Annotated in this window: 10 protein-coding genes and 1 pseudogene; 5 read left to right on the top strand and 6 right to left on the bottom strand. The window is 59.7% G+C overall.

Annotated elements, in window-relative coordinates; genetic code table 11:
* The first annotated feature begins 79 nt into the window (after window positions 1–79).
* Both H8S59_RS14265 and H8S59_RS14260 read left to right on the top strand, forming a co-directional pair.
* Complete coding sequence (locus H8S59_RS14265) at window positions 80–1651, top strand: gamma-glutamyltransferase family protein (RefSeq protein WP_187521833.1); 1572 nt, start codon at window positions 80–82, stop codon at window positions 1649–1651.
* 123 nt (window positions 1652–1774) lie between these two features.
* Window positions 1775–2467, top strand: coding sequence for a GntR family transcriptional regulator (locus H8S59_RS14260; RefSeq protein ID WP_187521832.1), 693 nt, complete (start codon window positions 1775–1777; stop codon window positions 2465–2467).
* 285 nt (window positions 2468–2752) lie between these two features.
* On the opposite strand, the gene H8S59_RS14255 is transcribed toward H8S59_RS14260, so the two are convergent.
* The 4 genes from H8S59_RS14255 to H8S59_RS14240 are packed head-to-tail and all read right to left on the bottom strand — an operon-like array spanning window position 2753 to window position 8558.
* Window positions 2753–3988 (bottom strand): amidohydrolase family protein, encoded by a 1236-nt coding sequence (locus H8S59_RS14255; RefSeq protein ID WP_187521831.1) that lies wholly within the window; start codon window positions 3986–3988, stop codon window positions 2753–2755.
* Window positions 3985–6495, bottom strand: a complete 2511-nt coding sequence (locus tag H8S59_RS14250; RefSeq protein ID WP_187521830.1) for a branched-chain amino acid ABC transporter ATP-binding protein/permease — start codon at window positions 6493–6495, stop codon at window positions 3985–3987. The genes H8S59_RS14255 and H8S59_RS14250 overlap by 4 nt, the downstream gene beginning before the upstream one ends.
* On the bottom strand, window positions 6492–7361 hold the full coding sequence (locus tag H8S59_RS14245) for a branched-chain amino acid ABC transporter permease (RefSeq protein WP_187521829.1): 870 nt from the start codon (window positions 7359–7361) through the stop codon (window positions 6492–6494). The genes H8S59_RS14250 and H8S59_RS14245 overlap by 4 nt, the downstream gene beginning before the upstream one ends.
* A gap of 9 nt (window positions 7362–7370) precedes the next feature.
* Window positions 7371–8558, bottom strand: a complete 1188-nt coding sequence (locus H8S59_RS14240; RefSeq protein WP_187521828.1) for an ABC transporter substrate-binding protein — start codon at window positions 8556–8558, stop codon at window positions 7371–7373.
* Window positions 8559–8743: 185 nt separating this feature from the next.
* Here H8S59_RS14240 and H8S59_RS14235 point away from each other — a divergent pair, with 185 nt between their 5' ends.
* The 3 genes and pseudogenes from H8S59_RS14235 (at window position 8744) to H8S59_RS14225 (ending at window position 11135) form a co-directional block, all read left to right on the top strand.
* A complete protein-coding gene (locus H8S59_RS14235; RefSeq protein ID WP_187521827.1) occupies window positions 8744–9142 on the top strand; it encodes a nuclear transport factor 2 family protein in 399 nt (132 codons plus the stop codon).
* A gap of 215 nt (window positions 9143–9357) precedes the next feature.
* Window positions 9358–10524 (top strand): annotated as a pseudogene (locus H8S59_RS14230) (pyridoxal phosphate-dependent aminotransferase); the annotation flags it as partial.
* Between the two features lie 23 nt (window positions 10525–10547).
* On the top strand, window positions 10548–11135 hold the full coding sequence (locus H8S59_RS14225; protein WP_187521825.1) for a flavin reductase: 588 nt from the start codon (window positions 10548–10550) through the stop codon (window positions 11133–11135).
* A gap of 75 nt (window positions 11136–11210) precedes the next feature.
* Here H8S59_RS14225 and H8S59_RS14220 read toward each other — a convergent pair whose 3' ends face one another.
* Both H8S59_RS14220 and H8S59_RS14215 read right to left on the bottom strand, forming a co-directional pair.
* Entirely contained in the window at window positions 11211–11873 is a 663-nt protein-coding gene (locus H8S59_RS14220; protein WP_187521824.1) for a polysaccharide lyase family 7 protein, read from the bottom strand.
* A gap of 391 nt (window positions 11874–12264) precedes the next feature.
* Complete coding sequence (locus tag H8S59_RS14215; RefSeq protein WP_187521823.1) at window positions 12265–13155, bottom strand: VOC family protein; 891 nt, start codon at window positions 13153–13155, stop codon at window positions 12265–12267.
* Window positions 13156–13157: the final 2 nt, after the last annotated feature.

Here is a 13157-nt window from a genome sequence, read left to right as displayed (position 1 = left end):
AGCAATACCCAAGGCACATTTCTTGCTTTGCTAACAATAAAACTATTGATAGCTAGCAAAAAATAGAGAGCCTTTGATCATGATCGCTACCTCAACTCGTGCCGTGATTTGTACGCCTCATGCCGAAGCCAGCGCCGCCGGGATGCGTATTCTCGATGCCGGGGGCACGGCTATTGATGCAATGCTGGCTGCCAGCGCGATGCTTGCGGCGGTATTTCCGCACATGACCGGGCTGGGCGGCGATGCGCTATGGATGATCCACGACAGCAAGGTGCGCACCATCGTGGGGATCGGTCGGGCCGGTCAGCATATGCCTCAGGGCGCAAAGATCACCGTGCGTGGTCCGGCCTCGGTGGCAAGCACCGCAGGCGCGTTGGCCAGCTGGCAGACCGCAGCGAATATCAGTCGCCATGAATGGGGTTCGAAGCTGGGGTGGAGCGACTTGCTCGATGACGCTGCCGTGATGGCGGATCAAGGCACGCTTATTTCACAATCACAATTGTTCTGGCAGGCGTTGCGGCAACCCCTCATCGAGCAGCTACCGGACCTGCATCGCCTGTGCAAGATCGACGGCCGCTGGATGGGTGAGGGCGACACACTGCGTCAGCCGGAGCTGGCCAATACCCTGCGTCATCTGGCGAGACATGGCGTCGAGGACTTCTATCGAGGGGAGCTGGCCGAGGCATTCGGTGCGGCGTTTGACCGGCTTGGTTGTGGCCTGACGGCGGCGGATCTGGCGGCCACCCGGGCGCCTGAAGTTGCGCCGATTTCGGTGCGTTATCGTCAGGGTCGACTCTATAACGTGGCGCCGCCATGTCAGGGGCTCTACACCTTGCAGGCGATGGCCGCACTGCAACACAAGCCATTGGCGCACGTGGACAACGGCAGCGCGCAGTATTACCACTATCTGGTGGAAGCCATTAAGCAGGGGTTGTTGCGGCGTAATGCGCAGCTGTGCGATCCGTTGAGCACAGCATGGGATTACGCCGCCAGCCTGGAGGACGCACAAATCAAGGCTTACGCCGGGGCCATCGACGATCAGCGTGCGGCACCCTGGAATGAACCAGGCCGACCTGCCGATACCATCTGGATGGCTGCAACCGATGCTCAGGGGCGAACCGCGTGTCTGATCCAGAGCCTGTTTCACGATTTTGGCTCGGGCTGCATCCTTGGAGATACCGGTGTGTTGTGGCAGAACCGTGCTGCCGGTTTCAACGCCGATCCCACCCACGTCAATGGCTGGGCACCAGGCAAGCGTCCGGCGCATACCTTGAATCCGTCCTGCTACCTGGCCGACGACGGTCGTCGGTGGTTCTTCGGAACCCAGGGCGGCGACGGTCAGCCGCAGACGCAAATGGTTTTGGCCACGCAATTGGTCGACTATCAGCAGCCGATCGATCTGGCGCTGGAGACGCCGCGTTTCCTGCTGGGGCGCAGCTTCTTCGACAGCACCGACAACCTGAAACTGGAAGGTGATATGGGTGCTGCGACCGTCGAGGGGCTTGCCGCGCTGGGCCATGAAGTGGAAATCATCCCGGCACGCAGCCCCATGACCGGCCATGCAGGGATCATCGCGATTGATGAAACAGGGCGTCGCAGCGCCATGCATGATCCGCGTGGCGAAGGCCTCGCGCTGGGTCAGCCAAACTGATCGCCAGGGCCATTGCACGCAGGGTTTGCCGGTGCCCGGCGGCTGGCGGATAATGCCGCCGATTGCTCGTCACTGGCAGCCCTGCTGCGCTGGCACCAAGCGTTTTGAAAAATAGAGGAAAGGATGGGCCTGAGCACTGTCACTGCCAAACAGCTTGAGGTGCAACGTATCGTCGATGCGTTGTTCAAGGCTATCGCCCAACATCGTCTGCCACCGGGCACGCGACTGATCGAAGCGCAAATTGTGGAAACCCTGCAAGCCAACCGCAACCATGTGCAGGTCGCGTTGCAGCGTCTGGCGATGCAGAAGGTGGTGACCATCGAGGCCAACCGCGGCGCCATGGTTGCCCAGCCTACTGCCAAGGAAGCCCGGGATATTTTCAGCGCTCGTCGCGCCATCGAGCGGGCGATCGTCGAAGGCATCACCCCGGCAATCATGCGCAAGCAGCGTCAGCGGATTGCGACGCACATGAACAATGAGCGCAAGGCCACCAACGACACGGACCGCCGTGCCATCGTGCGGGAGTTGAGCGAGTTTCACTTGATGCTCGGCGAGATCAGCGGCAACACCGTACTGAGTGACATCCTCGCCAACCTGATGGTGCGCAGCTCGCTGATTGTGGCGCTGTATCAGCGTAACGATGTGCCGTCCTGCGCATCGGACGAACATCAGGAAATCATCACCGCGCTTGAAAACGGCAATAACGAGCGCGCCGTGGCGGTCATGCTTGAACACCTGAACGAGCTGGAAGGGCAGCTTGCTCTGGAGGAAAGCGCGCCGGAGGAATTCAACCTGCGGCAGGCGTTGAGTGATTGAGAGGGTAGCAACCCATAAATCCGTAGGACCGGCTTTAGCCGGGAGAGCATTGTTTCTGTCGAAGAAAATTTAGCGACTATCCGGACGTCCTCCCGGCTAAAGCCGGTCCTACGACCCGCGTGGCACATGGTTGGAGCGAGGCTTGCCCGCGAATCAGTCGACGCGGCATGTCAGACATGCCGCGTTATCTTATTCGCGGGCAAGCCTCGCTCCAACCAAACGCCGTCGACCCTTGAGCTTGTGGGCAAACATAGAATCTTTCATATACCCCGTTTGCAGCAGATGTTATGCGTCCGGCCTCAACAGCTTCCCTACCGGCCGGCTAAACGTCTGTCGCCCCCCCTTGAAGCCCATCAATGGCGCGCTGATTTCGGCAATAACCGCCGCAGGCGAGGGGGCGTCAAAGACGATGAAATCGGCGCGACAGCCGGGTACCACGCCGTAATCAGTCAACCGCAGCATACGCGCTGATTCGCTGGACACCCATGCCAGGCATTGCAGCAACTGCGGCACGGTGCCCATCTGACTGACGTTGGCGAACAGGTTGGCCTGGCGGATCAACGAGGCGTCGCCATAGGGCGTAAACGGGTTACCAATGTTGTTGGTGGACACCGAGCATGTCACGCCGCAGGCATGCAGATGCTCCAGCGGCGCGAGTCCACGGGGCTTGTTGTGAAACGACGCGCGGCCCATCAGAAACAGATCGGTAGAGGGCAGACAGGTCACCTGCACGCCGACCTTGGCCAGGTGCAGACCCAGCACGGTCATTTGCTCTTTGGGCAGTGTCGACAGCTTGGTCACATGGCCGATGGTCACGCGTCCGGCCCAGCCATGCAGCTGCGTGCAGCGCGCGACCTCCATGACCGTCATGCCTTCCGGATTCAGATCGAAATCCAGGTGCAGGTCCAGATCGCAGTCGTATTTCACCGCCAGGTCGAACAGACGCTGGATCTGCCCATCGGGATCGCTGTCCATGTAAGGGCAACCGCCCAGCACCGTCGCGCCATTCTCCAGCGCTTCGCACAACAAGTCTTCTGTTCCGGGATTGTTCAGCAGGCCTTCCTGAGGAAAGACACAGATTTCCAGGCTGATCGCCCAGGCGTAGTCAGCCTGCAAGCGGCGAATGGCATTAAAGCCGGTCAGACCGATTTGCGGATCAAGCTCCACATGGGTGCGCATGTGGGTGGTGCCTTGCAGGATCGCCTTATCCAGCACCAACGCACCGCGTCGGTACACGTCGTCTTCAGTGAACTCGGCTTTGGCAGCACGGGTCTGGGCCACCGCCTCGGCAAGGGTGCCTTCGTGCAAATGGCAGCGCTGCATGATGCAGGCTTTGTCCAGATGGATGTGGGTTTCGATCAGGCCTGGCATCAACAACCGGCCTTGTAGATCAAGGGTTGCCCATTCAGTGACTGAAGGGCTGAAAGCCTCAACGTAATAGCCGTTTTCCACGTACAGCGCGGTGTCGGAATTTACGTTGGAATCGTCCAGCCGCGCATTGATGATTTTTAGAGTGTTCAAGCGTTGACCTCCTGGCCACTTTCGGCGCTTTCACCCAGATAAGCCGCCGCCAGTTCCTTGTCGTCACGCAACTCGGCGGCGCTGGCGGATTTGATGATGCAGCCGGTTTCCAGCACATAAGCCCGGTCGGCGACCTGCAGCGCGAGGTTGGCCATTTGGTCCACCAGCAGGATCGTGACGCCTTCATCGCGCAGGGCGGCCAGTGCGTCGTACAGTTCGCCGATCATGGCCGGTGACAGGCCCAGAGACGGCTCGTCCAGCAACAGGATTTTCGGTTTGGCCATCAGCCCGCGACCGACCGCGACCATCTGTTGTTCACCACCGGACAGCATGCCTGCCGGGTTGTCGATGCGGTCGCGCAAACGCGGGAAGCGTTTCAGGATCGCCTCGACTTCAGCCTCGGCGTCAAATGCTTCGCGTCGGGAATAGCCGCCCAGCAACAGGTTGTCGCGCACGCTGAGGTACGGGAACACCTGACGACCTTCCGGCACCAAGGCCAGACCTTTGCCCGCGATGCTGCTGGCGCTGGCCTGTTCAATGCTTTCGTTGTCCAGCAGGATGCTGCCGTCGGTGGCCCGATGCAGGCCTGCCAGGCATTGCAGGATGCTGGATTTGCCCGCACCGTTGGCACCCAGAATCGCCACCAGCTCGCCGGGATTGACCAGCAAATTGACTTTATTGACCACTGCCGCAGCGCCGTAGTCGATGATCAGATCCTTGACGTACAGGCGCGCATCCCGGCTGCCGTCCCAGGCTTTATCACGTGGTGTTGCCTGATAGTCGGTGCCACCCAGATACGCGGCGATTACCTGTTGGTTCTGACGAATCTCGGCAGGCGGCCCGGACGCGATGGGCTTGCCCGCGTCCAGCACCAGCAAGTGTTCGGACACTGACATCACCAGCGACATGTCGTGCTCGACCAGAATCACCGTCAGGCCAAAGTCCGCCAGTTTGCGCAGCAGCACTGCCAGGTCGTCCGTGTCGCGACGGCTCAGGCCTGCTGCGGGTTCATCCAGCAACAGCACCGCAGGCGCGGTCGCCAGTGCCCGGGCGATCTCTACCAGACGCCGATCAACGTGGGGTAAGTCCTCGGCGGCAATGTTTACCTCACCGCGATAGCCCACCAGCGCCAGCAAGTCCAAGGCGAGACTGCGTTGCTCAGTGGTCGACAGGCTGAAAGGCAGACCAAGACGACCTTTCTGCATGGCCACCAACAGGTTATCCAGCACCGACATCTCGCCGAACAGCAGGGTGGTTTGATAGGTGCGGGCGATACCGGCGCGGGCGCTTTTCCAGGCAGGCAAACCGGCCAGTGGTTGTTGCAGTTCGATCTGGCCGCTGTCCGGTGTATAGAACCCGCTGATCATGTTCAGCACCGTGGTTTTACCCGCGCCATTGGGGCCAATGATGCTGGTGATGCTCCCGGCAGGCGCATGCAGGCTGACGTGTTGCGCCGCCTGCACGCCGCCGAAGCGAATGCCGATATCGGTCACGCGCAAACCGGTGGACGGGCCACGGCTTTGCAAATGCGCGGCAATGCGCTGGGTGTTTATCATGGTGGGCGGCAACAGGCGGGTCGGTTTGATCCAGCGACGGGCAAGGGCGCCCAGCAGGCCGTTCGGCGCGACCCACAACACCAGCAACAGAAGCACCGAGAAAATCAGCAGACGGTATTCGGCGAAATCCGACAGTAGTTCCGGCACCAGCACGATCAGCAAGGCACCAATCAACGGGCCAAACAGCATGCCACTGCCACCGACGATCACCGCCAGGACAAACAGGATTGACTGCGAAAACGGAAAGGATTCAGGGTTGATGAACATCAGCAGGGGCGCAAGCAGACCGCCTGCCAGCCCGGTCAAGGCGGCTGAAAGGGCGAAGGCCAGGGTTTTGCTCAGGACCGGATTGAACCCCAGCGAACGTGCGGCGATTTCAGAGGCTTTCACGGCACGCATGGCCTTGCCCCAGGTGCTGTGACTCAGGCGCTGATAGAACAGCAGCGCGCCAATCATCAACGCGCCCGCCAGCAGGGCGAGCAGTATGGCGGGATCGAGACCGGCAAACTCAGGCAGCGGAATGCCCATCAAGCCATTGGAGCCACCGGTCACGTCACGCCATTCGATCAGGCTGTGATGCACCACGAACGCAAAGGCAATGGTGATCATCGCCAGATAAGGGCCGCTGACCCGCAGTGCCGGAATCGCCAGCAGTGCGCCGACCAAACCTGCCACGATGCCCGCCAGGGGCAACGCCAGCCATAGCGGCCAACCGGCCATGGTCAGCAGTGCCGACACGTACGCACCAATGGCGTAGAACGCGATGTGGCCGAAGGAGATTTGCCCGCTCAGGCCAATCAGGATATTCAGGCCGATACCCACCACTGCCGCCAGGGCGCAAAGGGTAAAGACCAACAGGGAATAGCTGTCCAGTGTGAAGGCCATGACGCCGCACACCACCGCGAGCAAGGCGATGAATACCGGAGCTGCGAAGTTTTTGATATCTCTCATACTTTCACCAGAGCCTTGCTGCCGAACAGGCCATCGGGACGAATCGCCAAGGCAAGAATGACCAGAGCGAACGTAAATATCTGGGTGAAGGCGGAGCCGAAATACAGGGTGATCAAGGCTTCAGTCAGACCGAACAACAGTCCGGCCGCAAACACGCCACCGGCGCTGCCGATGCCGCCCAGAATCGCCACAGCGAACGCTTTCAGTCCAAACAACATGCCCATCTCGGCGTTGACGCTGAACAGCGGCGCAATCAACAAACCTGCCACTGCTGCGAATACAGTGGAAACAGCGAATGCGATCGCCACCACTCGATTGACGTTGATCCCCATCAGCATTGCCGCGCGCGGATTTTGCACGCAGGCCTCCAGGACCTTGCCCAGTCGGGTGTAGCGCCGCACCAGATACAGCGCGAGGGCAATGGCTGCCCCCGCCAGAGGAATCAGCAACTGCAATGCACCGACGCTGCTGCCAAACAGCTCGACATTGAGATTGACCAGACTGCTTTCGAACTGACGAGGCTCCTTGCCGAAAGTGAACAGCGCCAGGTTGTCCACCAGAATGCCACCCGCCACCGTCGCCATCAGCCAGGCCTGTGAGCCGCGGCTGTGGAACGGTCGCACCAGCCAACGCTCGATCACCAGGCCATACAGCGCGCAGAGGATCAACGTAAGAGGCAGGGCCAGCCACAACGACCAGCCCCAGGTGATGCAGAAGGTGTAACCCAGCACCGCGCCGACCATCATGGCGCTGCCCTGAGCAAAATTGACGGTGCGCGAGACGACGTAGGTCAGGTGAAAACCTAACGCCAGTAGCGCGTACATGCTGCCCAGGCCGAGGCCGGTAACGATGGCGGCGGTGAACATGGCGGCTCCTTAAGGCTTCAACGGTACGATCTGGTCATTGACGAAGTGCGTGAACAGATAGTCGTCCGGCCCCAGCGCATCGTGTTTCTGCACAGTGAACGGCTGCTTGTAGTGCTTGATCAGACCGTCGTATTCACTGATGGCGTAGAAACCGTCACGCACGGCCTTACCGTCCGTGCTGCCGGCTTTCTCGATAGCCAGCGCAGCCAGATGCAGCGCGTCATAGGCATTGGCGATGCCCACCGCAGGCGTTACGTCAGCCAGGGTTTTGATTTGCGGATAAGCGGTTTTCAATGCGGTGAGCAGTGCATCGCCCTTGGGGCTGTTGTTCTCGGTGAACACATAGGTCTGGATGAAGTGCACGCGGGAGGCATTAGGGCCAGCCAGTTCACCAAATCGACCACCGGCCGGGCCCCAGTGGGAAACCACCGGCACGTCCCAGCCCATGCGATCCAGTGATTTGACCACTTGCGCCGAAGGGCCGACGTTACCCACCATCAACAAGGTATCGGCCCCGGCGTTTTTCAGGCGGGTCAGTTGCGGCACCACGTCCAGGTCGCTGTCCTGAATACGTTCAACACCGGCGTTGGCCAGGCCGCGTTTTTCCAGGGCGCGCTTGAAGCCAGCTTCGTTGGACTCGCCCCACGGGTTGTTGATAAGGATCATGCCGGGCTTTTTCATCCCGTTATCGACGCCGTATTTCACCAAGGCTTCGTCTACCAGCTCGTCGACTGCCGAAACCCGGAATACGTAGTTATCGGCAGCGCCGTTTTCGGTGATCTTCGTACCGGCTGCCCAGATGCCCATGAACGGCACTTTCATCTGATTGGCCAGCGGCACAATTGCCAGAGATACCGGCGTATCGAGGCCACCGAACAGTACGGTGACTTTCTCCCGCTGGACCAGCTCTCTGGCCGCCAGCATGCCTTTGGACGGATTGCTTTCGTCGTCGCGACGCACCAGCTCCAGTTGACGACCCAATACGCCGCCCTTGGCGTTGACTTCATTGATAGCCATGGTCAGGCCACGGGTCAGGGCTTCGCCGGATTTGGCTGACTGACCTGAAAGGGCCGCCACCAGACCCACCTTGATCGGCGGCTCCGCGGCTTGCGCGCCACCGAACATAGCCATATTGAGCGTGACTGCCGCAGCCACGGGAAACAGCAGACGTTGCAGGTTTGGAAGCCGGATGGCCATAGTGTGTTCTCCTGATTGCTAGCAGTTGCATATTTATTGCTAGCAAGTAGGATGCCAGTCGTGGTGGCCCATAGAACGTCTGTTTCGAGCGGTCTAGCCCAGCTTTACGCGCCAAATTAAGGCGGCTCGCACCATGTAGAGGCGTTCAGGTAATTTACTTAACCCGTGAGTCAGGAGATTCAGGAATGTCAGAAACCAATAACGATGTGCAGATTGTTAGCAATTTCCTAGAGGCGTCCATGGCCCCGGATCCGGTTCGGGCCGCAACCTTCATGAGTGAAGACGTTAAGATCACCTTCACAGGCGGTCGCGTCATGCCCACCCCGCAGGACATTACTGCGTTCAACGGCTCGCGCTATGGCTGGGTCAAAAAAGCGCTGGGCAATTTCGACTGGATGGATCGCGGCGATCACACCGTGGTGTATTCCAACGGCACGCTGTACGGCGAATGGCCGGATGGCAGCAGCTTTTCCGACAATCGTTATCTGGACCGCTTTGAAGTGCGCGACGGCAAGATCACTCGCATGGACGTCTGGAATGACAGCGCCGAGTGGATGCTGGCGCCGGAGATTGCCAAGGCTTGATTGGCTGGAAAGGGCAGCGGTATGAACGCCTCATGTAGGCGCTGCCGAAGGCTGCGAGCGCATTTTTCCTGATGCACCGCGATCGCAGCCTTCGGCAGCTCCTACGGATCTTTTTTTGCCCCAATCATTAATGGTGGGTTAGACCTCAAACTGGCCTTTTAAAAGAACGTCGCGTTATGGTGGCGTTTTTTTACTCGTATTCGAGAGGCCGTTGTATGCGCTTTTCCCCTTTTGTCGAACGGATAGCCGGGCAGGGCGCAGCCGCCTGGGACATTCACTTCGCCGCCTGGCAGGCTTATTGTCGAGGGGAAGATGTCATTATCCTCAGCATTGGCGATCCTGACTTCGCTACCCCGGATTTCATTACCGAAGCGGCGGTCGGCGCACTGAGAGCAGGGGATACCCATTACACCGAGATCCCCGGAAGGCCTGCGTTACGGGAAGCCATCGCCGAGCGTTATGCCACGCGCCTGGGCCGGCCGGTAGAGGCGGCCAATGTGATCACCCTGGCCGGTGCGCAGAATGCTTTGTTCGCGAGCGCCCTGTGTCTGTTGCAAGCCGGTGATGAGGTTTTGGCGTTGGACCCGATGTACGTGACCTATGAGGCCACGCTCAGGGCAAGCGGCGCGACGCTGATGCGTGTAAGTTGTGACGCCGATGCTGGTTTTCGTCCAGACATCAGCCGTATCAGCGCTGCCATCACTCCGCGTACCCGCGCTATTTTCCTCTCCAACCCGAACAACCCGACTGGCGTAGTGCTCAGAGCCGAGGAGCTGCAAGGGATTGCCGAACTGGCCATCGCCCATGATCTGTGGGTGGTCGTTGATGAGGTTTACGAGAGTCTTTGCTACGAACGAGAGCACGTCAGCCTGGCCAGCTTGCCGGGTATGGCCGAGCGCTGCGTGATCGTCGGCAGTTTGTCCAAATCCCATGCCATGACCGGTTGGCGGGTCGGCTGGATCATTGCCGATGCGCAGTTGGTCAGGCACGCAGAAAACCTGTCGTTGAGCATGCTTTACGGGTTGCCCGGCTTCGTCATGGCGGGCGCGATGGCGGCGGTGCTTGCTCATGATGAAGTGACGTCAGGCATGCTCGATATCTATCAGCGCAGGCGCGATCTGGTGGTGGCCGGATTGAGCGACTGTCCGGGTATAGAAGTGCGCAGCCCGGATGCTGGGATGTTCGTCCTGCTGGATGTGCGCGGCACCGGACTAAGCTCCCTGGACTTCGCCTGGCGACTGTTTCGAGAGGCGGGTGTGTCGGTGCTCGATGCAGCCGCCTTTGGTGAACCTGCCCAGGGTTTTGTGCGGCTTTCATTTACCGTAAGTGATGATCAACTGGCGCGCGCGTGTTTGCGAATCAAGTCGTTCGTCGGCACGCTCGCCAAGTCTTGAGAGGTATTTTTGTGAACGAATTTATTGCTCCGGTGGACCCGGCCAAGGCCTATCGTTTGCTCAACCATGGCCCGACGGTGCTGGTCTCGGCCCGGCACGACGGGGTCGACAATGTCATGGCCGCTGCCTGGGCCTGCGCGCTGGATTTCATGCCCGCCAAGCTCACTGTGGTGCTCGATAAAATCGCCAAGACCCGAGAGCTGGTCGAGCACAGCGGGTTATTTGTGATTCAGGTGCCAACGGCGGCGCAGTTGCAACTCACCCACGAGGTGGGTACCCGCAGTCTGTTTAACGAAGCAGACAAACTGCATCGTTCAGGCGTGGAGCTGTTCCGCATACCCGGTCATGATCTGCCCTTCGTGGCAGGCTGTTCCGCGTGGCTGGCGTGCCGCCTGATACCCGAGGCTCACAATCAGTCGACCTATGACCTGTTCATCGGCGAAGTCATGGGTGCCTGGGCGGATACGCGAGTGTTCAAGGACGGGCACTGGAACTTTGAAACGGCCGACCCGGCGTGGCGCAGTTTGCACTACATCGCGGGCGGGCATTTTTATGCGATTGGTGAAGCGCTGGATGTCGAGGCTGGCGACGAGAAGTGATGCGAGGTTCACGCCATCCTGAAAACGAATGGCGTGATTTACAACGGTCCACAGCGACTGCCGTCTTGCGGGTTGTTACTTCTTCACGACGTGGCTGGTGGAAAGATTGGTGTAGGTGACTTTCCCGCCTTCAGTGGGATAGCCGACGTTGTCCAGGGTGTACACCCCGGCCTTGAAGTAAAAGGCGTAGCCATACCAGGCAGGGTTGAGAGTGGTCTGCGCCGCCACGTTATTGATCATCACGGTGAGTTTGCCAGTGGGCGCCATCTGAATCGAGTAAGTGAAGGCCTTGTTCATGGGCATGGGGGTGCTGTACATCACCGGGCTTTTTTCGTCGGCTGGCTTGACGCGATATTCCAGATCCACGAATCCGCCCTTGGCGGTGTAGCGATAGACCATCTTCAGCAAGGGCGTCGGGGCGTTTTTGGCGTGGATTTGCGCCACTACAATTTTGCCCGTCGACGGCACCTGATTGACCATTAGTGCGCCGACCATGGTATTGGTGCCGCTGTTATACAGCCAGTTCAGGGCGTTGCCGTTGGAAAGGGTTTCGCGCAACTCCGTGCGAGGGTAGTCGCTGGTGCCGGAGTGCGAGCCGGTCACCGGTGCCCACATCACAATACCGTTGCTGCTGACTTTGAAGTATGGACTGTTGAGGCTGCTGACACGTGCGGTTGTCACGGTGAGGGCCGGTGTTTCAATGGGCAGGGTAAGGTTCCAGACACTGAGGTCGATCATGGGGCTCTCGCACGGGCAATGCGCCCGACCAGTCCCGGGACGCTGCGTGCTTTAACGGCAAGCCCGACGTTTGGTTGATAGCCTTCGGGCTGATGGCGAGTGGGCAGGCGACGGACGGCAAAATGCTCTGCAGGCTCAGGCATCCGCAGGACCGAATTTATTCAGGAGAGCGGTGTTACAGGTGGACCGAGTCGTCCTTATCGCGGGCAAGCCCGGCTCCCACAGGATTCCCTGATGACGTGGGACCGGCTTTAGCCGGGAAGAGGCCAGTACATTCAGTCCATCTTCATCGCCAGAAATACCGCCTTCCCGGCTAAAGCCGGTCCCACGTCGGCTTGCGGGCAAACATGGAATCTCCCACAGGACCATGACCCTCCTGACAGTCCGATTCTCAGCGGGTTTGCACCAGCTCCAGAATCACATTCCCGGCCGCTTGCGGCTCAATCAGCAGGCGCTGTGAACCCGCTAGATGCGGCACTTTGTTGCTTTGGATAATGGCTCGCGCCGCATCCAGATCTTTAGTGTTGATGCGCAGTGCGATCGCGTGGGGTCGTTGGCTGGCCGCCTGAGGCAAGTTGACCCCGGCAAACTCGGTTTGCGCTGCAGTCAGGGACATGGCGCGTAGCAGCCCACAGCCGGTGTCGGCCTCCAGCACATCGCCGTTGTAGCGAACTGCATCACCGTACAACGCTTTCCATCGGGTTTCGAGCTGGGCTGGGTCCGCCAGGTAGGTCACCGCAAGAATGCCGTCGGCACCGTTTGGATGGTTTTGCCATTCAGGCACCCAGATCAGCTCCGGGCGGTGCTGATGGCAAATGAAGTTGGAAACGTCCGGGTGCTCTTCATCCATGAATAGGCCCAGCGAAACGACGACTTCGTCCGGGCTGCCATCGGGCAGGGTCATTTTGCGCCGGAAATCGATACGACCCTGGCTGGCCAACCCTGCATGGGTAAGGCGCCGATAATCAGCGTCGGCGTCTTTGCTGTGCAGGGCGACCAGTGAAACGCCTTCTTCACCGCGGTCCAGAAACGTGCCCAGCTGACGTCCGAAGCAAAAGCCATCGACCGAGTTGGTGCCAAACTTCGAGGCATCATCTACTGCGATGATTTCGATGAAATTGCTGGGGAACATCACCAGCGTCGTGACAGTGCCCCACGGGTGGTAGCTCACCGGCGACGGTTCAAAGCCCATCTTGCGATACAGCTCGAGTGCCTGTGGATGGTTGCGTACGGTCACCAGCGGGTGGTCAATACCTTGAGTGGATTGGGCGGCTGCGGCCATGG

Origin of the sequence: Pseudomonas folii (assembly GCF_014357575.1) — a bacterium.
In the GTDB taxonomy this organism is placed as follows: Bacteria; Pseudomonadota; Gammaproteobacteria; order Pseudomonadales; family Pseudomonadaceae; genus Aquipseudomonas; species Aquipseudomonas folii.
This window is presented reverse-complemented; position numbering and strand designations above follow the sequence as displayed.

Coding starts and splice junctions, on each gene's coding strand:
- H8S59_RS14250 (WP_187521830.1), bottom strand. CDS start 6,495: ATGAGAGATATCAAAAACTTCGCAGCTCCGGTATTCATCGCCTTGCTC.
- H8S59_RS14240 (WP_187521828.1), bottom strand. CDS start 8,558: ATGGCCATCCGGCTTCCAAACCTGCAACGTCTGCTGTTTCCCGTGGCT.
- H8S59_RS14235 (WP_187521827.1), top strand. CDS start 8,744: ATGTCAGAAACCAATAACGATGTGCAGATTGTTAGCAATTTCCTAGAG.
- H8S59_RS14215 (WP_187521823.1), bottom strand. CDS start 13,155: ATGGCCGCAGCCGCCCAATCCACTCAAGGTATTGACCACCCGCTGGTG.
- H8S59_RS14220 (WP_187521824.1), bottom strand. CDS start 11,873: ATGATCGACCTCAGTGTCTGGAACCTTACCCTGCCCATTGAAACACCG.
- H8S59_RS14245 (WP_187521829.1), bottom strand. CDS start 7,361: ATGTTCACCGCCGCCATCGTTACCGGCCTCGGCCTGGGCAGCATGTAC.
- H8S59_RS14260 (WP_187521832.1), top strand. CDS start 1,775: ATGGGCCTGAGCACTGTCACTGCCAAACAGCTTGAGGTGCAACGTATC.
- H8S59_RS14265 (WP_187521833.1), top strand. CDS start 80: ATGATCGCTACCTCAACTCGTGCCGTGATTTGTACGCCTCATGCCGAA.